We start from the raw sequence: 19,698 nt of genomic DNA on the forward strand, positions 1-19,698 counted from the left end.
AAGGTGCGCAGGCACAATCGACCGAGGCCAAGGCCGAAGTCATGCACCACACTCGTGCTGTCGGATTGGCCCGGGACCGGGCGGGTAATCGCTGGACCACACCGTCCTCGAGAGATCAGAGTTGCCATGGCCGAACGGACAACTGCCGAATCGACGCGAACCGAACTGAACGCTGTCGCGCTGGTATGCACGCTGAAAACTTCTGCGACCCTGGCCGGCAACACCGCGCACCTGGCTTGGCTGCTCGCCGAACAGAACTGTCCCGGACCGCAAGGCGGAGCAGGATGACGAGTGCAGCGGACTTTGTTCCCCCTCGCGCTGGACTCTCCGGACTTCGCAGAGCCGCGCGCGACTGCCATGGCTGCGCTTTGTACCGGTTCGCCTAACAGACCGTTTTCGGTGAGGGACGCGCGGATTCCGAGATCGTGATGGTCGGTGAGCAGCCCGGGGATAGAGAAGACCGCCAAGGGCATCCCTTCGTCGGACCGGCGGGGCGCTTGCTGGATCGCGCACTGGCCGAGGCTGGAATCGGCCGTGATCAGGTGTACCTGACCAACGCGGTCAAGCACTTCAAGTTCACCCAGCGCGGTAAGCGTCGAATACATCAGCAGCCCAATCGAACCGAGGTGGTCGCGTGCGCGCCCTGGTTCGAGGCCGAAGTGGAGGCCATCCGGCCACGCCTGGTGGTGTGCCTGGGTCGGATTGCGGCTCAGTCGATTCTCGGGCCCGACTTCCGGGTCACGGCCGAACGTGGACGATTTATCCCATACGCCGGCTATCTGGTGCTCACCACGGTGCACCCGGCGTCGATCCTGCGCAGCCCGGATCGGGAGCACGCGTACGCGGAGTTCGTCGAAGACCTGAAGCGCATCGCACCGAAACTGGCCGTTACAAATCTGATCGGTACGTAGTGATGCAAACGAGTTCATTTTGATTGTTGCACAGCAGATTTCGAGGATGCCGCTTGTAGGAAGATGCGCCTCGGTTCAGGTAGATGCACGCGAATCTGTACCGTTTCTGCACCCGGCCGATCAAGGACGCATGCCCGCGCAGTGGCGGTTGGTCGTCAACGGGATCGGCTCGCTTGGCCAGGTTGGAGGTCTGGAAGCGCTCCATTGGACCACCAGTCATAGGTGTACTCGGGCGACACCGTGATCACGCCCGCGATACCGACGAGATCGGCGGGAACTTCGCCGTCGAAGTGCTCAGCACGGGCGTGATCACCGCTTCCGCCCGCAAGCGGGTCACGACGGTGCACAGCCGCACGACCGGCCGACCGGCGTACTGGTCGAACGTGACTGTCTTTGCCAAGTCGTAGCCGAGCCGTTTGGCCAGCTCCGGAGTACGTATGCCCCCGGGCTTCGGACGAGCTGGAGTTCCGCCCGGCGCGTCCACGATCCTGTCAGCTGATCGTTTCCGAGGTCCAGTACTCGCGCAGGCTCCGGATCAGCGCGCCATCGAACTCGAGCAGGGCGACCTCACGCATTCGCTTGCGGATACCTCGGACCAGATCATCGAACCGGGCTTCCCACTCGACGATCGCGGTCTCGCCATCGACATACAGGCTCAGCAACTCGCACTCGATGTTCGCTTGCGACTCGACAACTTTCGACTGCCAGTAGTCCCGGATGCCGTCCTGGTTCGCGATCGGCTCCCCGAGCACTCGCTCGTGATAGGTCGCATCCTCGGTGAAGATGGACAGGATCAGGTCCGGGTCTTGCTTGGTCCACGCCCGGATGTAGATATCTACGACGTCGCGGACGTGCTGCTTGGTCAGGGTCATCGTGCCTCCGTGATGTCCTCGAGCGTCATCGGACCGGCCGTGTGGCTGCGATCCTCGAGCAGAGCGTAGATCAATGCCGGTGCTTTCAAGGTGACGGCGGCGAGATCGATTCCGTCCAGCGAGGACGGCTCGATGCGCACCCATTTCCACGGCTCCGCAACAACTTCCATGTCATGAGGGAACCCGGTGTAGGGCCACCGAGCATCATCCCCAGAGAGCGACACGGTCGCCGCAACCTCCCACTAGGAGTGCTGCGACGACCGTTAGAACCCAAGGATCTGGTTGGGGCGGCTTTCGTTTCGGCGCTGTGACCGTTCGTGCCGTGCGCTGGCGTGTCGCGGGGAGGTGAAGTCGAGTCCGGCGTCCCGCACGGTCGGTCAGGTCGATCACGTCGATGTCGGCCAGTGCAGTACCTCGTCGCCCCGCCGATATCAATCGTCATCCGGCGAATCGTCATCCGGTGTGATGTCCGGTTCCTCGGCGGCCAGTCGCCGCGCCAGGCTGTCATCACCGGGCGTGTCGCTCAGTTCCTCATCTGTGGGCTCCCATCGATCGGGAGGATCGGCGGCCTCCTCCATCGGATCGGCATCCAACGTGTCCTCGTCGAGCTGCTCGGCCGTGGATGGTATATCCGGGTCGCTCTGAGACGGATTCATGATCACCCCTTACGAAGATGGGTTGCATGCCGTGAAAACCACGGTCAGCGTCATATCCACTCGCCTACCCGCGCATGATCAGGTTATTCACCGCATGGTTGTGTGATCACGGACAGCCCGGGAAGGCACGAACGGAACGAGATCACAGCGGAGAGGACTCTTGTGCGTGTCGTAGTGGCCTGCAGAATCGGCGGCGATCTGCCTTCAGATTCATCGAGAGGTCACAGGTGTATCTCGCGACAGGTCGGGTACCCAATTTTCACGGTTGAAAGCCAGCAGCCCAGTCTGTGCCTCGCGGTATGGGCGACACGTCGTGCGGCTGCCCATCAGGGCGTCACATGTACTGGACAAGGAACTGATCCTGATGGCGAATTCATTCATCGTTGCTGGTGGATCGGCAATAGCTGAGCGGCGCGGGTCGCGCACGCCGTTGGGCATCGTCCACAGCATGCCGTCGTCGTTCGCGACGGTCCTGACCGCCAACGGCGAGATCGACTACAACACCGTCGGTGCCTTCCGCGAGCATCTCGGCTACGCCATTGCCACCAGCACCCGATTGGTGGTCGTGGACCTCTCACGGCTGACCTTCTTCAGCATCTCGGGACTGCAGGCCATTCTGGACGCCGATGACGACGCCCGTCGACGCCAGCGAGTCCTGCGGGTGGTTACCGGAGCGCGGTGTGTGGACCGGCTGATCGAGCTCTGCGGCCAGGCCACCGATTTGGAAACCGCGAAGACGATCGCCGCCGCCTGCAAACCGATGCCCTGGGCGGTCTGAGACCGCCCCCCGATGCCGCCATGCCGGACGATCCGGCGAGTGACCCGCTCGGGATTCGTTACGACCTGAGATCGTTCGCCCGGATCTCGTGCGAACTCGCCGATTTCGCGGATGCGGTGGTCCCAACCCGGCCGCATCCGCGCGCAGCATCCTCGCCGGCGGCCAACATGATGGCCGGACCACCGCTGGCGGTGTTCGACCGATGCGAGAAGCGGTGCGCGACTGGCGATCACAGAGTTCGTGGCCGCAGAAACCGACCTGGAGCAAAGTACCGTCATTTCCGGGCGGCGCCCAGATTGCTCAGGGTTTCGGCAAGCGTTGACTTCAGCTCGCGCTGCAGGGAATTCGAGACACGGTCGGGCCTGCAGATTGCACGGTCCGTGTGGTGTCAGCGCTCTGTGAAAAGGGGCCACGTCGGGCCGCGGGCCCGGACAGCGTGCGGCCGGTGAGCAGGGCCGCGCAGGTGCCTGTTGCGGCGCAGCCCAGCACGATCGACCACGCTACCGGCCCCAGTGGTGTGCACCCGAAGAACCGGTTCACCCCGGGCACCATGATGATCGTGACGAGGAGTACGGAGCTGCCTGCCACGGTCGTCCAGACCAGGCGGCTGTGCCTGCCGATCACCAGGGTCTGCCCGAGCTGCGTGCCGATCAGGGCGGCCAGTGCCATCGTTTCCGCGCGGCGGCGTCGGCCGGTGACGCGGCCGAGCAGCCAAGCCGCGCCGGCGCCGATGGTGGTGCAGGTGCCGCGCACGGCGACGGCTTGCAGGAAGTCGCTGCCGATACCGGGCGGTGGCCCGAGTGTGTCGGTCGTTTCGGTGGCGTCGGCGGTCCGGGTGTCCGAGAGTGTGAGTGCCATTGCCGGACCGAGGTCGGTGAGCAGGTTCACCACCAGGAATTGCCGGGTGCCGATCGGCGCTCGGCCGGACAGCAGCGTGCCCAGGACGGTGAACGCCACCTCACCAGCGTTGCCGCCGACCAGCACGCCGATCGCGTCGCGTACTCGCTGCCACATGCCGCGGCCCTCGGCCAGCGCCTCCTGCAGCACGGTGAGGTCGAGGACCGAGCCGGTGTCGGTGAGGATCAGGTCCGCGGCCTCGCGTGCGGCGACGGAACCTCGAGCGGCCAGCCCGATACCGACATCGGCGGTGCGGATGGCGGCCGCGTCGTTGCTGCCGTCGCCTGCCATCGCCACCGTGTGCCCGCGGTGTTGGAGCGCGGACACGATACGTACCTTGTGTTCAGGCGATACCCGCGCGAAAACTGTTGCCTGCTCGATGAGTTCGGCTTGGCCGTCCTCGTCGAGCAGGTCCAGGTCGGCGCCGGTGGCTATCGTGTCGGTGGGGATGGCGAGCTGTTCGGCGACCGCGCGTGCGGTGATCGGGTGATCACCGGTGATCATCCGCACGCTGATGTCGTTGCGGGCCAATTCGGCAAGCAGTTCCAGCGCCTGCGGGCGCGGGCTGTCGGCAATGCCGAGGAAGCCGAGAAGGGTGAGTTGCTCGATCTCCTCGGTGAGGTCGAGGGGAGCGAAGGCGAGATCGCGCCGTGCCACCACCAGCACCCGCAGCCCCTGCGCGGCCAGCCGTCGCACCGCCGCCTCGGCATGGGCGCGGCACTCGGGCGTGAACGGCCGAAGCTGCAGTCCTGTGTCCTCGGTGCGCAGGACCTGATCACAATGTGGCAGTAGCACTTCCGGGGCGCCCTTGACGGCGAGCCGGATGTGCTGACCGATGTTGCCCACCGCCGCGGAGTAGCCGCGGAAGCTCTCGAACGGCAATTCCTCGATGGGAGACCAGACATGGGGCTGCCTGGCGTCCAGATGTGCGTGTGCTGCCTCGACCACAGCTCGGTCGGTGGCGTGTACCAGTGGGGCATCGTCAGGGTTGGGGCACGCGTGGGCGGCGGCGCGTAGCAACCCCCGCGACTGTGGCGTGCTCGCGAGATGGTCGCTGTCCCACTTCTGGTCGAGATCGGCAACCGCGACGAGCCGCAATTGGCCCTCGGTGAGAGTGCCGGTCTTGTCGAAGCACATGGTGTCGACGCGGCCGAGTGCCTCGATGGTGCGGCTGGAGCGGACCAGCACGCCGCGTCGGGACAGGCGGCGGGTGGCGGCGAGTTGGGCGACTGTCGCCACGAGCGGCAGTCCTTCGGGAACGGCGGCGACGGCGACGGCCAGCCCGTCGGCGAGGGCCGGGCGCAGCGGCAGGCCACGCAGGAAGCTGGTGACAGTGACGGCGGTTCCGCCGCCGAGAGTGAACGGCAGCACGCGTTCGGTCAAGCTGTGCAGCTGCTCCTGCACGCCGCCGCTGGGGGGCGGCCCGGCGGCGGCGAGGGCTCGACCGGCCTCGGTTGCGGTGCCGACTGCCACCACCACCGCGGTCGCCTCGCCGCTGACCACGACGCTGCCCTCGAACACCATGCCGGTGCGTTCTGCCAGTAGGGCGCCGGGGGTGGCGGGGGTCTGCTTTTCCACGGTCACGGTCTCGCCGGTGAGGCCGGACTCGTCGACTTCCAGCCCATCGGTCTCCAGTAGCCGCGCATCGGCAGGGACTACCTCGCCGGTGGCCAGAGCGATCACATCACCCTCCAGCAGATCGTCTGCGGGAGTTTCGATTTCGCCGTCTTCGGTGAGCCGCCGAGCAGTCAAGCGCTCGCCGAGCAGGAGTTTGTCCAGCGACAGCCGGGCGCGGCGGCGCTGCAGGGCCGACACTGTGGCATTGAGCCCCAGCACGGTGCCGACGAGCACGGCGTCGGTAGGCGAGCCGAGCAGCGCGGACGCGACCGCGCCGACACCCAGCAGTGGAGTCATCGGATCGGCCAGCTCGCGGCGCACATCTGCGACCAGACCGGCGAGACTCGTTGCGGGCGTGGCCAATTGCTGCGCTATCCGGCCGGCGACGGTGGTGACACGCGAGCGAGGAGGCGACGACGACCGGCGCGGGACAGGCAGTCGGGCCAGCACCTCGTCGGGTTCCAGTGCATGCCACGGCATCAGCCGTACGTCGGTCGGCCCGGTCGCCCGTGCGGCCCCGAGCCCGTAGTTGAGGCCCGTTGTCAGCCCCATCACGGTGGCCGCAGTGACCGGGCTGGTGGCCCGCGCCGCCCGGGACCCGGCGGGACCGGACGCGAGCAGCAGACCGCTGAGTGTGGCTGCCGACAGCGTCAGGACCCGGCCGCGCTCACTGACAGTGCGGGCCTGGCCGCTAGCGGCGATGATCTGCCGTGCCGAACTCAGATCCGGGCACACCACATCGGCCTGCCAGGGGATCCGTGCCGGAGCGCCGGGAGTTCGGGAGGCGATACCGATGCCCAGATCGGCGGCACCCAGGGCGCGATGTGCCTCGCAGCTGACCACCGCCACCACGTGGCCCTGCCGCTGCAGTCGCCGTACCAGCCCGGACACCGACCCGCCGGCGAGCACGAATTCATCGGCGCTGCGGCGCAATTCGCCGATGCTCTCGTCACCGATGAGTACCACCCGCAGGCCCGCCTGTCGGGCGGTGGCCAGCAATCCGGCAGCGCCCGGATGTGGCTCGCTCCCGATCAGTACGCGCCCGACCACATGTCCGTGCTCGTACAACAGGTGCCAGTCCGGGCCCTCCGGATCGATTCCTGGGTCGGGAGGATCCGTGTCGATGCCGAGTCGCCGGTCGGCGTCGGCATCGATGGCCAGATGCAGATTCTCACGCTGATGCTCAGCTGGTGGCGGGATGGGCAGTTCCTCACCATTGCACCAGAGCAGCCGCTGCGCGGCGCTCCACACGTGTTCGACCGGCCAGCTGTCGTCGCGGGATTCGGCGTCGAGCACCATAGCCCCTTGACCGCGCACTGCGTCGCGGTCGACGACCACTGCCGAAACCCGGTCCAGGCGGCGCCACATGAACGGATCGAGGGTCAGCACGCCGCGCGCCGCCATGAGGGTCGACAGCGCACCGGCGAAGGTCTCGCGACCGGCCCGCGCCGCCTTCGGCACGCCCGCCGCCACGGCGTCGGCGGCATCGGCGACCGTGCGGCCGCCGGCCAGCGTCGCCGCCGATACCAGTGTCGCGGCGGTGCTGACCTGTTCGGTGCAGCGCTCGATCGGTCCGTACGGCAGCGGTACCGGCCGCGGCTCGGGCGGATCGTATACGTCGACACCCGGCAGGTCCGGGTCGGCGATCAGCTGTTCCCAGCGCCGCCACTGTGCGAAGCGAGAGGCGGCCTCGACCAGCCGCACCGCCCGCTGCATCGCGTCGGCGCACAGGCCGGTGACTTCCGAATCCAGTGCCTGACCCAGGGCATTTCCGATCGTGATCACGGTATCGGTGCGGTGGCGACCGAGCTGGGCTTCCAGTGCGCCGCGCAACCGCGGCTGTCCGTCCACCAGAGCCACCGCCCCCCGGACTACATGGGCCGGCGGCGGTGCCGGAAGCAACCGCCCCGTGACGACCGCACCGATCCCGATCAGATCGCCGGCCAGCTGCAGCGCAGACGCCAATATCGGCTCCCGATCGGAGGGGTGCTCGAGTCGACGGCTCCACGGCTCCGCACTGGTTCCGGCGAGATCTTCGACGCGTTCCAGGATCGCTTCCAGCTGTGCCGGCGACAGGCGTTGCGGGTCCGCGGCCACGACGACCCGCCCGGTGGCGGCATTGACCTGGAACCAGCACACCTCCGGTTCCTGCTCGAGGTGCTTGCGCGCCAACTCGGCTACCCGAGCGCTCTGTGCGGACTGCAAGCCGCGAACCTCGGCGTGAATTCGGTTGGCATGCACCGTGAGTCGCCGCTGCGTACGCATGCGCCGCGGGTCCACCAGCGCGCTCAATTCCCGGCCGATGCCCTCGGTGAATTCGGCGACTGTTCGAGCGGCTGGGTCCGCCAGCCGCGACGCCACGGTGACCGGCCGCTGCAGCAATCCCAGCGTGGCTCCGGCGGCCATGAGGGACAGCCGGACCGGCGCCGTGGCCAGGCCGCGTGGGGACACCACTACTTTGCGGCGGTTCGCGGCCGTCGCGAACCCGCGGCGGACTGCTTCGGCCGAGTACTCCTGCGCTCCCGCGGCTGTTCGGACGTGTCCTGATGCCCGGATTCGGTTCTGGCGCGCCGCAACAGGTACACCGCACCGGCCACGCCGCCCACGGCGGCAGCCACGGGCCACTCGACCAGGCCCGCCAAACCGGCTGCAACGACACCGAGCGCAGTGGCGGCGGGGAGGTTCACCCCCTTGCGAGCGCCGGAGACGGCACCCTCGGCGGTGCCGCGCGCAGCACCGGTCACCGCGCCGACGACGGCTCCACCGGCCGCCTCGGCCGCATGCACGGTCGCCGATGCCGTAGCCTCGAGCGCCCTCACAGTGTCCGATGCAACGCTCATCATCACACCCCAGTCGTCGTAGGTAGCGCGAAGGACTTCCTGCGGAAACTAGTGCGTTGCCAGAATACTCCGCGATTCTCGAATCGGCCCTGGGTAATTGACACGAAAAACGGCTCGTTCAAGCCGCCTGCGAGGCGCGCGGGAGGAAAATGCCAGTTCAGATGGTGTCAATGCTGGTCTGGCTGTTGCGGCGATGAAACCTCCGCTACCCGGGCCATCGAAGTTGCAAAATGGTTGCTACACAAATTGCATCTACGCTTCTTCGAGGGCTTCGCCGATTTGGTGGGCGATGCGATTGTGCTGATCCTGTATCAGCCAGTGACCTGTTGCGAGGACCAGTGCGACAGGCCATTCGATGATCTCCGCCGCGGCCAACGCGCCCAGTGCGCCGTAGTACGCCAACTGCTCGGGACGGGGGATGCGAACCCGACCGATCATCGGCAGATCTACTGCGAAACCCTGCGCGGCCAGCACGCGGTCGACGGTGTTGCGGTGGCCGGTTGATGATTTTTCTGCCATTTGTTGCCTCCCAGTCATAGTGTGTTCGAGTGTTCGACGTCTGGGATCCGCAAGGTGTCGAGTGTGATGAGTTCTGGTGTGGGCGGGTCGGATCCACTGACGGGAGCACTGACGCAGGTCCTCGCCGTGCCGTTGCGTGAGCTGTACGCGGTCCTGCTGCGCCTGGGTGTTATCGAGATCGTCGACTGATCATCCCACTGGCAACCCGGTGTTGAGTGGCCAAGGAACGACGGCGCTCGCGGCAGCGACAGTGGATAGCGTCCGGAACCCCAATGGACGAGCCGACGAGCAAGATCGGGCCGACCACCGGTAGACACCGCGGGAGGCAGGGTGGGTGCCTTTCAGTCGTCGCGAAACTCGTCGGCGCGGTGAGACAGACGCTCGGCGAAGGTCTCCACCCATGCCACCGACTCCGAATTGTCAGCGGTCTGTGCGGCCTTCGGTTCGGCATGCACACCGTGCTGTGAGGTCTCTTCGGACTGGGCCTGCAGTGCCAATAGCCGCAGCCCCCAGGAGGCGTACGCCTCTACGCACATTCCCGCGCAGTCGGCTGCGTGATGAAGGACGCCCCGATCGTTCTCGTCGACGGTCACCACGATCTCCCTGGTCGCCATGCTCGGCAACGGTAGTCCCCATACCCCACACCGGCTTGGACCGACGCTGCGCGAATTGATTCCCCGCGCCTTCCGGTCCGCCGATACTGCTACCCGTGCGGCCGTGCTCGTCGTGCCACGAACGCTTGCGTGAGTTCGGCGGCGACCGCCGCATGGGGTAATCCCGCGACAGCCCGTCCGAATATCGCTTTTCCCTGTTTGACGTGTGGTTTGCGGGGAATATGCCAACGCATGAAGGACGTACTCGAACGTGAGAGCAAATGGGCGGTCGACCGGGACTTCACCCTTCCGAGGCTCGACGACCTTGTCGCGAATAGCCACGTCGAGGAGATACCGGTCGAGCTGACCAGTACCTATTTCGACACCGCCGAGCGAGACCTGCTCGCCCACGACTTGACGTTGCGCCGCCGTGAGGGAGAGGACGAATCCGGCTGGCAGCTGAAGATCCCCCGTTCGACCGGTCGGGTCGAAGTGACCGCCCAACTGTCGGACGAGCTGCCGCACGAACTCGCCGAGGTCGTCAATGGCGCAGCGCTGGGGAGGCCTTTGAACGAGGTCGCCACGATTCATACACTGCGCCGCCGTCACCGCATCCTCGGTTCGGACGGCGAACTGATCGTCGAGATCGATGACGACACTGTGGACTCGACCGTAGCTGACCGGCCTGCCGAACCAGTCTCCTGGCGTGAGATCGAGGTCGAACTCGGCCCTCACACCGACGAGGTCCCGGCAGTTCTGCTGGACCGGCTCGCCGAAGCAGGCGCACGCGAGTCGAGCTATCGCTCCAAGCTGTCTCATGTACTGCCGGGGCGATCCGGACCGGCCGTCACCAATTCCCGGGCGGAACGTGCCATGCGCGAATACATGACCACACAGATCGACTTGATCTTCACCGGTGACGTCGGGCTACGGCGAGGCGAGGAACCAATCCACGACACCCGTGTCGCGACGCGGCGACTGCGCAGCACGCTACGCGTGTTCGGCAAGCTGCTGCACCGCGACGCAGTCGGCGAGATCGACAACGAGCTGAGATGGTATGCAGCTCTGCTCGGTGACATACGCGATTGCCACGTCCAACGCCGACGCCTCGCCGATGAACTCAACGCCCTACCGCCCGAACTCGTCCTGGGTCCCGTCGCTGCGCGGATCGACGCGACGCTGCTGGCTCGGCAGTTGCCGAGCCGCAATGCTCTCGCTGAGGCAATGGACTCGCCCCGCTACCTGCGACTGCTCGCGACCCTGCAGACATGGAAATCACAGCCGCCGTTCGAGCGACGGATCCGGCGGCGCCAACTCGTGAAGCGGGCCCGCCGGGCCGCGGACAAAGCCGACCGCCGGTTGGCGACCGCATTGGACAACCATCGAGACGAATCGCTGCACCGCGCGCGTAAAGCCGCAAAACGCGCACGCTATGCCGCCGAATTGCACAAACCCGTTCGAAAGCCGACGCTGGCAAAGTCGAATATCAAGCACTACAAGAAGATTCAGCGCCTACTCGGCGACTACAACGACAGCGTCGTCTCGACCGAATTCCTGTGGCGAACCGCTACAGCAGCGGGCACGGCAGGTGGCGAGAACGGCTTCACCTACGGCCTGCTCTACGCGAACGAGATGCAAGCGAAAGAGGGCGTACGCCAGAGTGTTGCGGCGGTTGCCGGAGGCGAATAGATACCGTCCCCGGGACAGCGCCGGGCGATGCATACTCTGGTCGCTTATTTTCCCAGCTCGGGGGTAGTCGAGTGGCGTAAGGATTACCGGGGGAGAGTGCGAGGAGTCGAAAGATGAGCACCACCATTGTGATCGTGATCATCGTCGTCGCGGTTGTGGTCATTTTGCTTGTGGCCTGGTTGTTGATGCGCCGACGGCGCGAACACCAGCGGGTCGAAGCCAAGGGCATCCGGGACCGCGCGGCGAAACAGGAACTCGAGGTCGGTCAGCGGGAGGCGCGGGCGGAGGAGATCGCTGCCCGCAGTCGCGCGGCACAGGCCGAGGGTGAGGCCAAGGCGGCACAGGCCGAGCAGCTTGCCCAGCAGGCGGACGTGCATCGCAGCGAGGCAGCGGATTCGCGAACCGAACTGGACAAGGAGTGGGAGCGCGCCAACAAGGTCGATCCGGACTCGAAGTCGGGTGAGGAGCAGCGGAAGGCTGATCCAGAACAGCCGTCGCACAGCCCAGGACATCGATCCTGAGGTTTCTCCGACCTGAATCGAGGCTTCCGCACCGCGATCTCCCGGCGCGCACCGTCGCAGTGGATTCGACCTGCGCGCCGGACTGATCGCAGAACTTCCAAAGCCATTGGGCGGCACGGTGATACCGATGGATCACCGTGCCGACCTCGAAGGCCGCAACACCCGAGTCGACGGTGAGGGAACCGATGCCGTGATCACTCGCGGTGTTCGCGGCGGGAGTGTCACCCGACGTTCGCGGCCGGAGCATCTGCCGATGCGTGACCGGCAAACCGGCCTCGGCATGGCGGCCCGCGCGAGTCGGAAGGTGTCGGAGGTCCCGACGGATTCATATCAAATCGCCACTTCTCGAACGGGAGTCGATGGATTCAGATTCCTCTGCTCGACACGGCACGGAAAGCCCGCGGCCCGACTGCGGGGTTTGTGGCCGCGGCGCGGTGGTCGTCGGTTGGGGACACGCGATTTGGGGGTCAATAGTAATGGCGACGGCCGCCGACAGCACGGCCCATCGACCCCAACAGCAGAAACACGAGCCCGATGACGAGCACCACGATCCCGATGGTCCACAGGATCGGGATGCCGAATATGAACCCGACGAGGAGAAGGATGATTCCGAGAATGATCATGGCCACCACCTGGTTTCGCTGCTGTGCGCGAAGGGCCCGAGCGGCCCTCCGGTGCTGATATCGGTCATGCGCGCAATCCCGACACGCGTCACTGCGCGCACCCGGCCACGGCCACAGGAAGAACGAAGCCACGATGTTCGACCCGATGTGATGCGTCGGCCGTCATGACGCGCATACCCTCACGCCGGCAGTTCAATCAGCACACCGAATCCGATATCCCCAGCTTTGGCAATGTCTCTGTCAGGCAGTGATAATCGACGGCCGAGGGGGCCGAGGTCGATATCGAGATCTTCCGGGAGGAGTCCGAAGTGATCGCGTGGTCCATGCATTGTTCGAGCAGCACCAGGATGGTGCCGACGCGTTCGACCTGGGCGTCCCTCTATGAGATGAGCGACCGTACGTGTAGCGACAGGGCGGCGGCTAGTTCGCCGCGCGGGTAGAGCCCGCGGCTGCTGACCGCATCGAGTGCGAGGCCGTCGACCGTGGCGAGCAGTATCGCGGATCGTGTCGAGGGGTCGGGGATGTTCGCGGCGGCCAGCTGGGTCTCGAGTTCCCGGCGAATCTCGGCCAGTGTGCGGTGTTGGATGTCGGCGAGGGTTTCGTTGGTGGCCGCGCGCGCCGCGAAGGAGACCATCACCCGGGCCTCGTGCTCGCGTTCGTCGTCGAATGGAAGCAGTTGGGACAGTGCCGTGATCAATCGGTCGGTGAGGGGGGCTTGTGGGTCGATGGCGCTCATGCGGGCTCGCACCCGGGCGGTGAGCTGTTCGAAGGCGAAGGCGTAGAGCTCGTCCTTGGTGGTGAAGTGGTGCTGAACGGCGCCGATGGAAACCTCGGCCGCTGCGGCGATCTCACGGATGCTCGCGGCGTCGAGCCCTCTCGACCCCGCGATGGTGAACACTGCGTCGGCGAGCTGCTCCGAGTTGGTCGATCCGTATTTGCGCACATCGACAACCATACACTCGTATGGAACAATGCGAGTGTATGGAAATACGTCGAAAAGCCCGCTCGCGCACCGTGATCACCGGGTCCGCAGCCGTGGCCGCCCTGGTATGGATCACGTGGAAGGTCGACCCCACGGCCTCCTCGTCTCCGCTGGTTCCCTCCGTGGAGTCGGCGCTTGCGCTCGCCAACATTCCGCTCACCATCGCGTGGCCGAGCCGGAAGCGCGCCGTGGTGGCGGCCTTCCAGCGTTATCTGCTCAATCCCGTTGTGCGCCTGTTGTTCCGGATCGGCTTCGTGCCTTTCGGTTATGCGCTCGTGGAGACGGTGGGGCGGCGAACCGGGCGGCGATACCGAACACCGGTGGGCAACGGATCGGCCGGCGACGTCTTCTGGATCATCGCCGAACACGGGTACCGGGCCGGATACGTCCGCAATCTCATGGCCGACCCCACTGTCCGGGTGAAACTCCGGCAGGGCTGGCGCTTCGTCTGGCGCACTGGCCGAGCGACAGTCCTTCCGGACGAAGATCCGCTGGAAAGGCAACGGCGACTGGCTCGTTGGCGACCACTGCGGATTCTCAACGCGATCATGGTCCGTGCGCTGGGCGCCGACCTGCTCGTCATCCGGATCGACTTGGACCAGCCTCCGGGCTCGGCGGCACCGGCCACGGCGGTAGCGCAGTGACGAGTCGAAACGCCTACCGGTTTCGTTGGAGCGAGCCGGGCGGGGCGACGCTCGAATTTTCTCCGGATCAAAAGGAGAGCTGATCTGCTGTGAATTATTTTCGGTATTCGGGGTTTCCCGTGCTGTCACGATCGTCGGTGCGTCGTGCCGGTTGCCGGAGCGAACAATCCCGGTGAATTCTGGAACCTCCTGAAATCGGCGGGAAATTCGGAGTGCTGGTCCGGACCGCTCGGCGGCGGGTGGCGACGTGGCGGGCCTGGTCGGGGCCTCCTCGAGCAGGTCGACGAGTTCGATGCCGCGGTCTTCGGTATCTCGTCGGCCGAGGCGCGGCTGATGGACCCGCAGCAACGCCTGCTGCTCGAATTGGCTTGGGAGGCAGCGGAAGACGCGATCATCCCGATCATCGACCGCCGGATTCCGCGACCGGGTCCGTCGCGGCGGCGATGGCCGCGGATTACGCCGAGCTGGTGCGGGACGGCGGGGAAGCGGCGATCACCAGGCACGCCGTCACCGGCCCGAGTCGCGGTGCGCTCGCCAATCGTCTCTTCCGCACCTTCGGCCTGCGCGGTGCCGCTGCCTGCAGTCTGCGGCTTCGACGGCGGATCTGCCTCGAAGCGCGCGATACAGGGTATCCGCGTGGGTGTCCAGGTTTAGGATCGGTCAGGATGAATAGCCTTGCGGTACGGGTGGTTCGGACGTATCAAGGAGTCCAGGTTCTATCGCGGCGGGTCGCGGTACCACCGTGTTCGAGCCTGGTTTCGGCGAGAGAAGACCTCACGTGGTTGACGGAGTGCTGCTGGATACGAACTTCTTGTCCCTGTGGCACAACGGATCGTGTGAGGCACCCGAACCGGGTGCGTACTACGCGAGCACCACGACCTTGCAGGAGCTCTACAGTATGCAGGCGCCGCAGGGCTGGGGGTATCGATATCTGCTGCCGAGCCTCGCGAGGCACCATCTGTGGGGTCTGCCCGATATCCATCATCTCGTCGAGCTGTACCGGGGTCGAATACTCAAGGGGCAGTCGGGGATGGCTCGCACCGACAAGTTGCTGATCAACTTTCCGGCCAGTCTCGCGGGTCATGGTTTCGCCGCCTACCTGGAGAAGTCGCATCAGGCGGTGGCGAATGTGCAGAATGCGCGGGCGTTCGGACTGATCGAAGGCATGGCCTCGGTCGCGATCGACCGCAACATCGGGCGGATCGTGGGGGTTCGGGCTCGGTTCCTCAGCGACGTCGGGGTGGCGCCACTGCCGTTGACGATGAGTGAGATCACCATTGCGGTCGATCTTCTGCAGGAGGTGCTGCGCGCCAGGATCAACCTCAAGCAGAATCGCCGAAACTCCTTCAACGACTTGCTGATCCTCGCCACGGCGCTGCGATGGGGTCTTCGGCTCAAGACCGACGACAGGCTGCTGCTCGAACTGGCCCTGCGGGCCGGGATGATCCAGACCGACGACGCCAGCGGAGTCGCGAGCCTGATGCCGCCGGCCCCTGCCACCGGTACCCCGGACTCGCACGAGTCGAAGCGCTACATCAATTCTCGATGGCGGGCGCGGCGTCCGGCCGGACCCCCGCGGTCCTGACATGGGCGGTTCGAAGTCCTGGAGGCTCGAGGCACACTCGAGCAATCGTGCATGAATTCTTGCCGATCGGAAGGGGAGGTTCTCCGGCTCGGCGGCTCCAGCCTTCACCGCCATGAGGAATTCGCGACGATCTCCACGATGGTGAGCTGCCGACACTCACGGCCGTCGGCAACAGCGAGGCCCTGTCCGACGCAGGCGAGCTGACGGTGTCCTGATTCGGCGGATTCCTGGCGCGCAGAGAGGGGCGGTCATCGCGCGGCTACTCGAAACTCGAAGGGCGCGGTGCTATCCGCCCGTGTCCCGACGAAAGGAATCGCATGCCCGCCCCGACGGTAATCCTGGTTCACGGCGCTTTCGCCGATGCCGCCAGCTGGTCCCCGGTGACCGAACGGCTGCTCGCCCAGGGCATTCCGGTCCTGGTTCCGCCCGTCTACAATCGCAGCCTGTCCGCGGACGCCGCCTCCATCCGGGCGGTCGCCGAGGCCATCGACGGCCCGGTGCTGCTGGCCGGTCACTCCTATGGCGGCGCGGTCATCACCGTCGCCGGTGTCGCGGACAATGTGGCCGGGCTCGTCTACGTCTCCGGCTACGCACTCGAGGAGGGGGAGAGTCTGGGCCAATTGCAGGGTGGCTTCCCGGATTCCGACCTCGCGGCGAACCTGGTCTACACCCCCTACCCGGTCGAGGGTGGCGAGCCGGGCACCGACGTGTCGGTCGTGATCGAGGCCTTCCCGGCGGTCTTCGCCGCCGGAGTGGATCCGGTGCGCGCCCGGGTCTTCGCGGTCTCACAGCGCCCGCTGTCCGCCTTCGCCTTCACCGAGCCCGCCTCAGCGGCAGCGTGGAAGACCAAGCCCGGCTGGGGCATCGTCTCGGCCGCCGACCACACCATCAACCCCGAGGTCGAGCGCTTCGGCTACCAGCGGGCCGCACTGCGCGAGGTCGTCGAACTGGACGCACCCCACCTGGTCATGCAGACCCACCCCGACGAGGTCACCGCCGTCATCACAGGCGCGCTCGCCGAACTGTCCTGACGTCGGGCCGGAATCCGCACCGGCGGCGCCGACATCGTGGAATCCCGGCCGACGTCGGGCTCTGGTCGTCGACTACCCGTCGCCGCCGACCGCCGACGAGGCAGTGCCAAGCCTCCCGAGGAGTTCTGATGTGACAGCTATCCAGATGACGCAACAGGGCGGGACGGTAGTCGCGGTCGGTGGGGGCGTCGACAACCTTCCGATCGGAACACAGGTGTTCGGCGCCGTCGGAAACGATGCCTCCGGCGGTTTATGCGGAAGTCGCGGTGGCGTGGGCCGGGCGTCTGACCCCGATTCCGGCCGGCCTGTCACCCGACTCGGCCGCGGGCATGGTCGTCTCCGGCCTGGCCGCTGCCATCATGTTGGACGAGGTCGCGACTCGCCGAGATCGAAGGCGCGCCGATCCCATGACATCGCTCAGCGGTCAGCGTGCCGGACCTGACACTCGTTCAGAGCGGGGAGCCGGGCTTTCGGGGTCAGTATGCGGAGTTGACGTTGTCCATGGAGCCGTAGCGGGCGGCGGCGTAGTTGCAGGCGGCGGTGATGTTGGCTACCGGATCCCAGATGTCCCAGGAGGTTCCGGCGACGTGGTAGGCCTGGAAGGTCGGGTCGATGACCTGGAGCAGGCCTTTGGATGGGGTGCCGGCGGCTGCGTTGGAGTCGTAGAGGTTGATCGCGCCGGGGTCTCCGCCGGATTCGCGCATGATGTTGCGGTGGATGGCGTCGTAGCTGCCCGGGATGCCTTGTGCGGCCATGATGTCGAGGGCTTGGCTGATCCAGCCGTCGAGGTCGGAACCGTGCACGCCCGATTCCGCCACAACCTTCGCGCCGGAAAGGCTCATGGCTGCCGGAACAGTCCGTGCCGGCGGTTCCGGGACGAGGGCCGAGGCCTCGGCGGTTGCCGCGATCGACAATGATGCGGCTGCCAGGGCGTAGACGGCGAAGCGAAGGGCGGTCCGGGGACGGCGTCCGGTGGCCATTGGGTTCCTCCTCAGGAATGTCGATGCCGAGCACATGTCGCTCCTTTGCGACCTGCGGGGCGAAAGGAAGCCCTGGCGGCGTTTCCGGGGGAATCGGCCGCGCTCGGCAGTGATGACAGCATTGGTCACGGATGTGTTACGGCACGACGGCCGATCTCCCGCAGACATACCTATTTCTGCTCTTTACTCAATCCGCCCCGTCGCGGGCACCGGCATCGACCCTGGCGAGGCGGCGGGCCGGTTCCGACACGGGGTCGGCCTCCGGCAGCCGCGCCGAGCACCCCTGAAGGACCAGGACAGCCCGGCTGGCCGGGATGGCCTCGAGGCTCGATTTGCGGGAGTCGGTGGACAAGGCCGGGCGCTGCGCGTCCGTGCTCACCTCGATGTTCACGAAAACCGGGGCCGATCCACTCGCCCCTGGCAACATCGCCTCCGAGATCTGCAGCGGGATGGAGGTACCGTTCCTGGCATGAGCAGGACAACCGTGGAGTTGTCCCATCCGATCTCGGACGGCATGCTCACCTACCCGGGATTGACGGGACCGCGGGTCACCACAGATATTTCGCGTCAGCAGTCGGCACTGATCGACATGGCCTATGACATCGCGCGTGTGGATATGGTCGGCAACACCGGGACCTATATCGATGCGCCGTTCCATTTCCATGCCGATGGCGCCGATATCGCCGAGTTGCCGCTGGAGCGGCTGTTCAACGTACCGATCGTGATGATCCGCGCGGCCGGCATTCGCGCGGTGGGACCGGATGTCCTCGGTGACCCGGCACGGCTATGGGGCAAGGCGGTGCTCGTGCACACCGGATGGTCGGCTCGGTGGGGGTCGCCGGCGTACCGGGGCCCCGGGCATCCGTTCCTGATCGGTGAGGTCGCGGAGGCACTGGTCGCTGCGAACGTGGCGGTGGTCGGAATCGACTCGCTCGACATCGACGACATCTCCCTGCCTACGCGTCCGTGTCACCACGCATTGCTCGGGGCGGGAATCCCGATCATCGAGCAGATGACGAACCTGGACGTGGTCCCCGACATCGGTGCCAGGCTGGTCGCATTGCCGGCGCCGGTGCGCGGGATGGGCTCGTTTCCGCTGCGCGCTGTTGCCTGGACCGATCACGGCGGCGCTGGTCGCTGATCACGATTCACTTGGTGTGGGATGCGTTGCAGCACAACGGTTTCGATCAGGTTGTCGAGCCGGGTTGAAAGCGGGTTGCCGGCGATACCCGAGCGGTGACGGAAGTCGTCGGCATGGGTATCTCGCGAAACCGGCCGGCGCGGTCCCGCCGAGCCCACCCGCGCGCGAAGATGTTTCATGCGGGCGCGAGTGGGCCGAGCGGGGCTTTCGGGGGGTCAGTATGCGGAGTTGACGTTGTCCATGGAGCCGTAGCGGGCGGCGGCGTAGTTGCAGGCGGCGGTGATGTTGGCTACCGGATCCCAGATGTCCCAGGAGGTTCCGGCGACGTGGTAGGCCTGGAAGGTCGGGTCGATGACCTGGAGCAGGCCTTTGGATGGGGTGCCGGCGGCTGCGTTGGAGTCGTAGAGGTTGATCGCGCCGGGGTCTCCGCCGGATTCGCGCATGATGTTGCGGTGGATGGCGTCGTAGCTGCCCGGGATGCCTTGTGCGGCCATGATGTCGAGGGCTTGGCTGATCCAGCCGTCGAGGTCGGAACCGTGCACGCCCGATTCCGCCACAACCTTCGCGCCGGAAAGGCTCATGGCTGCCGGAACAGTCCGTGCCGGCGGTTCCGGGACGAGGGCCGAGGCCTCGGCGGTTGCCGCGATCGACAATGATGCGGCTGCCAGGGCGTAGACGGCGAAGCGAAGGGCGGTCCGGGGACGGCGTCCGGTGGCCATTGGGTTCCTCCTCAGGAATGTCGATGCCGAGCACATGTCGCTCCTTTGCGACCTGCGGGGCGAAAGGAAGCCCTGGCGGCGTTTCCGGGGGAATCGGCCG

At 66.3% G+C, this 19,698-nt stretch carries 22 protein-coding genes and 2 pseudogenes; 11 read left to right on the top strand and 13 right to left on the bottom strand.

The genetic code is table 11. The annotated features are described in order from the left end of the window. Window positions 1–398 precede the first annotated feature (398 nt). Both ACQP1O_RS20935 and ACQP1O_RS20940 read left to right on the top strand, forming a co-directional pair. Window positions 399–911, top strand: a pseudogene (locus ACQP1O_RS20935) (UdgX family uracil-DNA binding protein); the annotation flags it as partial. Between the two features lie 83 nt (window positions 912–994). After that, a complete protein-coding gene (locus tag ACQP1O_RS20940; RefSeq protein WP_433567441.1) occupies window positions 995–1,318 on the top strand; it encodes a hypothetical protein in 324 nt (107 codons plus the stop codon). 84 nt (window positions 1,319–1,402) lie between these two features. Here the strand turns inward: ACQP1O_RS20940 and ACQP1O_RS20945 are convergent, their stop codons facing one another. The 3 genes from ACQP1O_RS20945 to ACQP1O_RS20955 all read right to left on the bottom strand — a co-directional run bounded on the left by ACQP1O_RS20945 (window position 1,403) and on the right by ACQP1O_RS20955 (window position 2,439). Next, window positions 1,403–1,783: a nuclear transport factor 2 family protein gene (locus tag ACQP1O_RS20945; protein ID WP_433567442.1), complete on the bottom strand. Its 381-nt coding sequence runs from the start codon at window positions 1,781–1,783 to the stop codon at window positions 1,403–1,405. After that, window positions 1,780–1,953, bottom strand: a complete 174-nt coding sequence (locus ACQP1O_RS20950; protein WP_433567443.1) for a hypothetical protein — start codon at window positions 1,951–1,953, stop codon at window positions 1,780–1,782. The genes ACQP1O_RS20945 and ACQP1O_RS20950 overlap by 4 nt, the downstream gene beginning before the upstream one ends. A 261-nt stretch (window positions 1,954–2,214) precedes the next feature. After that, window positions 2,215–2,439, bottom strand: a complete 225-nt coding sequence (locus ACQP1O_RS20955) for a hypothetical protein (protein WP_433567444.1) — start codon at window positions 2,437–2,439, stop codon at window positions 2,215–2,217. Between the two features lie 364 nt (window positions 2,440–2,803). Between ACQP1O_RS20955 and ACQP1O_RS20960 the strand changes: the two genes are divergently transcribed. After that, window positions 2,804–3,217: an STAS domain-containing protein gene (locus tag ACQP1O_RS20960; RefSeq protein WP_433567445.1), complete on the top strand. Its 414-nt coding sequence runs from the start codon at window positions 2,804–2,806 to the stop codon at window positions 3,215–3,217. A gap of 324 nt (window positions 3,218–3,541) precedes the next feature. Here the strand turns inward: ACQP1O_RS20960 and ACQP1O_RS20965 are convergent, their stop codons facing one another. From ACQP1O_RS20965 to ACQP1O_RS20975, 3 genes are all read right to left on the bottom strand, one after another. Continuing rightward, window positions 3,542–8,182, bottom strand: a complete 4,641-nt coding sequence (locus ACQP1O_RS20965) for an HAD-IC family P-type ATPase (RefSeq protein ID WP_433567446.1) — start codon at window positions 8,180–8,182, stop codon at window positions 3,542–3,544. A 2-nt stretch (window positions 8,183–8,184) separates the two neighbouring features. After that, a complete protein-coding gene (locus ACQP1O_RS20970) occupies window positions 8,185–8,550 on the bottom strand; it encodes a hypothetical protein (RefSeq protein ID WP_433567447.1) in 366 nt (121 codons plus the stop codon). A gap of 273 nt (window positions 8,551–8,823) precedes the next feature. Beyond that, window positions 8,824–9,090, bottom strand: a complete 267-nt coding sequence (locus tag ACQP1O_RS20975) for a hypothetical protein (protein WP_433567448.1) — start codon at window positions 9,088–9,090, stop codon at window positions 8,824–8,826. Between the two features lie 66 nt (window positions 9,091–9,156). Between ACQP1O_RS20975 and ACQP1O_RS20980 the strand changes: the two genes are divergently transcribed. Continuing rightward, window positions 9,157–9,279, top strand: coding sequence for an Rv1535 domain-containing protein (locus ACQP1O_RS20980; RefSeq protein WP_433567449.1), 123 nt, complete (start codon window positions 9,157–9,159; stop codon window positions 9,277–9,279). A gap of 152 nt (window positions 9,280–9,431) precedes the next feature. Here the strand turns inward: ACQP1O_RS20980 and ACQP1O_RS20985 are convergent, their stop codons facing one another. Continuing rightward, window positions 9,432–9,704 carry a hypothetical protein gene (locus ACQP1O_RS20985; RefSeq protein WP_433567450.1) on the bottom strand — a complete coding sequence of 91 codons (273 nt, stop codon included), beginning with the start codon at window positions 9,702–9,704 and terminating at the stop codon, window positions 9,432–9,434. Window positions 9,705–9,935: 231 nt separating this feature from the next. On the opposite strand from ACQP1O_RS20985, the gene ACQP1O_RS20990 reads away from it, so the two are divergent. Then, window positions 9,936–11,372 carry a CHAD domain-containing protein gene (locus tag ACQP1O_RS20990; protein WP_433567451.1) on the top strand — a complete coding sequence of 479 codons (1,437 nt, stop codon included), beginning with the start codon at window positions 9,936–9,938 and terminating at the stop codon, window positions 11,370–11,372. Window positions 11,373–11,485: 113 nt separating this feature from the next. Next, entirely contained in the window at window positions 11,486–11,893 is a 408-nt protein-coding gene (locus ACQP1O_RS20995) for a hypothetical protein (RefSeq protein WP_433567452.1), read from the top strand. Between the two features lie 467 nt (window positions 11,894–12,360). On the opposite strand, the gene ACQP1O_RS21000 is transcribed toward ACQP1O_RS20995, so the two are convergent. From ACQP1O_RS21000 to ACQP1O_RS21010, 3 genes and pseudogenes are all read right to left on the bottom strand, one after another. Beyond that, the gene (locus ACQP1O_RS21000; protein ID WP_433567406.1) at window positions 12,361–12,516 is read right to left on the bottom strand and encodes a DUF6131 family protein; all 156 of its coding nucleotides are present in this window, start codon (window positions 12,514–12,516) and stop codon (window positions 12,361–12,363) included. Between the two features lie 251 nt (window positions 12,517–12,767). Next, window positions 12,768–12,892, bottom strand: a pseudogene (gene gvpK / locus ACQP1O_RS21005) (gas vesicle protein GvpK); the annotation flags it as partial. Window positions 12,893–12,895: 3 nt separating this feature from the next. After that, the gene (locus ACQP1O_RS21010; RefSeq protein WP_433567453.1) at window positions 12,896–13,459 is read right to left on the bottom strand and encodes a TetR/AcrR family transcriptional regulator; all 564 of its coding nucleotides are present in this window, start codon (window positions 13,457–13,459) and stop codon (window positions 12,896–12,898) included. A 38-nt stretch (window positions 13,460–13,497) separates the two neighbouring features. Between ACQP1O_RS21010 and ACQP1O_RS21015 the strand changes: the two genes are divergently transcribed. The 4 genes from ACQP1O_RS21015 (at window position 13,498) to ACQP1O_RS21030 (ending at window position 16,758) form a co-directional block, all read left to right on the top strand. Further along, window positions 13,498–14,142 carry a nitroreductase/quinone reductase family protein gene (locus tag ACQP1O_RS21015; protein WP_433567454.1) on the top strand — a complete coding sequence of 215 codons (645 nt, stop codon included), beginning with the start codon at window positions 13,498–13,500 and terminating at the stop codon, window positions 14,140–14,142. A 144-nt stretch (window positions 14,143–14,286) separates the two neighbouring features. After that, window positions 14,287–14,796 carry a beta-ketoacyl synthase N-terminal-like domain-containing protein gene (locus ACQP1O_RS21020; RefSeq protein WP_433567455.1) on the top strand — a complete coding sequence of 170 codons (510 nt, stop codon included), beginning with the start codon at window positions 14,287–14,289 and terminating at the stop codon, window positions 14,794–14,796. A 124-nt stretch (window positions 14,797–14,920) separates the two neighbouring features. After that, window positions 14,921–15,727: a hypothetical protein gene (locus ACQP1O_RS21025; protein WP_433567456.1), complete on the top strand. Its 807-nt coding sequence runs from the start codon at window positions 14,921–14,923 to the stop codon at window positions 15,725–15,727. 317 nt (window positions 15,728–16,044) lie between these two features. Beyond that, on the top strand, window positions 16,045–16,758 hold the full coding sequence (locus ACQP1O_RS21030; RefSeq protein ID WP_433567457.1) for an alpha/beta fold hydrolase: 714 nt from the start codon (window positions 16,045–16,047) through the stop codon (window positions 16,756–16,758). Between the two features lie 476 nt (window positions 16,759–17,234). Here the strand turns inward: ACQP1O_RS21030 and ACQP1O_RS21035 are convergent, their stop codons facing one another. Beyond that, window positions 17,235–17,738: a transglycosylase SLT domain-containing protein gene (locus ACQP1O_RS21035; protein WP_433567458.1), complete on the bottom strand. Its 504-nt coding sequence runs from the start codon at window positions 17,736–17,738 to the stop codon at window positions 17,235–17,237. A 187-nt stretch (window positions 17,739–17,925) separates the two neighbouring features. Then, window positions 17,926–18,129 (bottom strand): hypothetical protein, encoded by a 204-nt coding sequence (locus tag ACQP1O_RS21040; RefSeq protein WP_433567459.1) that lies wholly within the window; start codon window positions 18,127–18,129, stop codon window positions 17,926–17,928. Window positions 18,130–18,207: 78 nt separating this feature from the next. On the opposite strand from ACQP1O_RS21040, the gene ACQP1O_RS21045 reads away from it, so the two are divergent. Beyond that, window positions 18,208–18,879, top strand: a complete 672-nt coding sequence (locus ACQP1O_RS21045) for a cyclase family protein (RefSeq protein WP_433567460.1) — start codon at window positions 18,208–18,210, stop codon at window positions 18,877–18,879. A 215-nt stretch (window positions 18,880–19,094) separates the two neighbouring features. Here the strand turns inward: ACQP1O_RS21045 and ACQP1O_RS21050 are convergent, their stop codons facing one another. Then, a complete protein-coding gene (locus ACQP1O_RS21050; protein WP_433567458.1) occupies window positions 19,095–19,598 on the bottom strand; it encodes a transglycosylase SLT domain-containing protein in 504 nt (167 codons plus the stop codon). Window positions 19,599–19,698: the final 100 nt, after the last annotated feature.

The sequence above is a fragment of the Nocardia sp. CA-151230 genome, assembly GCF_050942175.1.
Taxonomy (GTDB): Bacteria; Actinomycetota; Actinomycetes; order Mycobacteriales; family Mycobacteriaceae; genus Nocardia.

Excerpts from the sequence above, each read along its gene's own strand:
- ACQP1O_RS21035 (WP_433567458.1), bottom strand. The coding sequence starts at position 17,738 with ATGGCCACCGGACGCCGTCCCCGGACCGCCCTTCGCTTCGCCGTCTAC.
- ACQP1O_RS21015 (WP_433567454.1), top strand. The coding sequence starts at position 13,498 with ATGGAAATACGTCGAAAAGCCCGCTCGCGCACCGTGATCACCGGGTCC.
- ACQP1O_RS20975 (WP_433567448.1), bottom strand. The coding sequence starts at position 9,090 with ATGGCAGAAAAATCATCAACCGGCCACCGCAACACCGTCGACCGCGTG.
- ACQP1O_RS20940 (WP_433567441.1), top strand. The coding sequence starts at position 995 with ATGCACGCGAATCTGTACCGTTTCTGCACCCGGCCGATCAAGGACGCA.
- ACQP1O_RS21050 (WP_433567458.1), bottom strand. The coding sequence starts at position 19,598 with ATGGCCACCGGACGCCGTCCCCGGACCGCCCTTCGCTTCGCCGTCTAC.
- ACQP1O_RS21045 (WP_433567460.1), top strand. The coding sequence starts at position 18,208 with ATGAGCAGGACAACCGTGGAGTTGTCCCATCCGATCTCGGACGGCATG.
- ACQP1O_RS20995 (WP_433567452.1), top strand. The coding sequence starts at position 11,486 with ATGAGCACCACCATTGTGATCGTGATCATCGTCGTCGCGGTTGTGGTC.
- ACQP1O_RS21000 (WP_433567406.1), bottom strand. The coding sequence starts at position 12,516 with ATGATCATTCTCGGAATCATCCTTCTCCTCGTCGGGTTCATATTCGGC.
- ACQP1O_RS21030 (WP_433567457.1), top strand. The coding sequence starts at position 16,045 with ATGCCCGCCCCGACGGTAATCCTGGTTCACGGCGCTTTCGCCGATGCC.
- ACQP1O_RS20950 (WP_433567443.1), bottom strand. The coding sequence starts at position 1,953 with ATGGAAGTTGTTGCGGAGCCGTGGAAATGGGTGCGCATCGAGCCGTCC.
- ACQP1O_RS20960 (WP_433567445.1), top strand. The coding sequence starts at position 2,804 with ATGGCGAATTCATTCATCGTTGCTGGTGGATCGGCAATAGCTGAGCGG.
- ACQP1O_RS20955 (WP_433567444.1), bottom strand. The coding sequence starts at position 2,439 with ATGAATCCGTCTCAGAGCGACCCGGATATACCATCCACGGCCGAGCAG.
- ACQP1O_RS20945 (WP_433567442.1), bottom strand. The coding sequence starts at position 1,783 with ATGACCCTGACCAAGCAGCACGTCCGCGACGTCGTAGATATCTACATC.
- ACQP1O_RS20985 (WP_433567450.1), bottom strand. The coding sequence starts at position 9,704 with ATGGCGACCAGGGAGATCGTGGTGACCGTCGACGAGAACGATCGGGGC.
- ACQP1O_RS20990 (WP_433567451.1), top strand. The coding sequence starts at position 9,936 with ATGAAGGACGTACTCGAACGTGAGAGCAAATGGGCGGTCGACCGGGAC.
- ACQP1O_RS20980 (WP_433567449.1), top strand. The coding sequence starts at position 9,157 with ATGAGTTCTGGTGTGGGCGGGTCGGATCCACTGACGGGAGCACTGACG.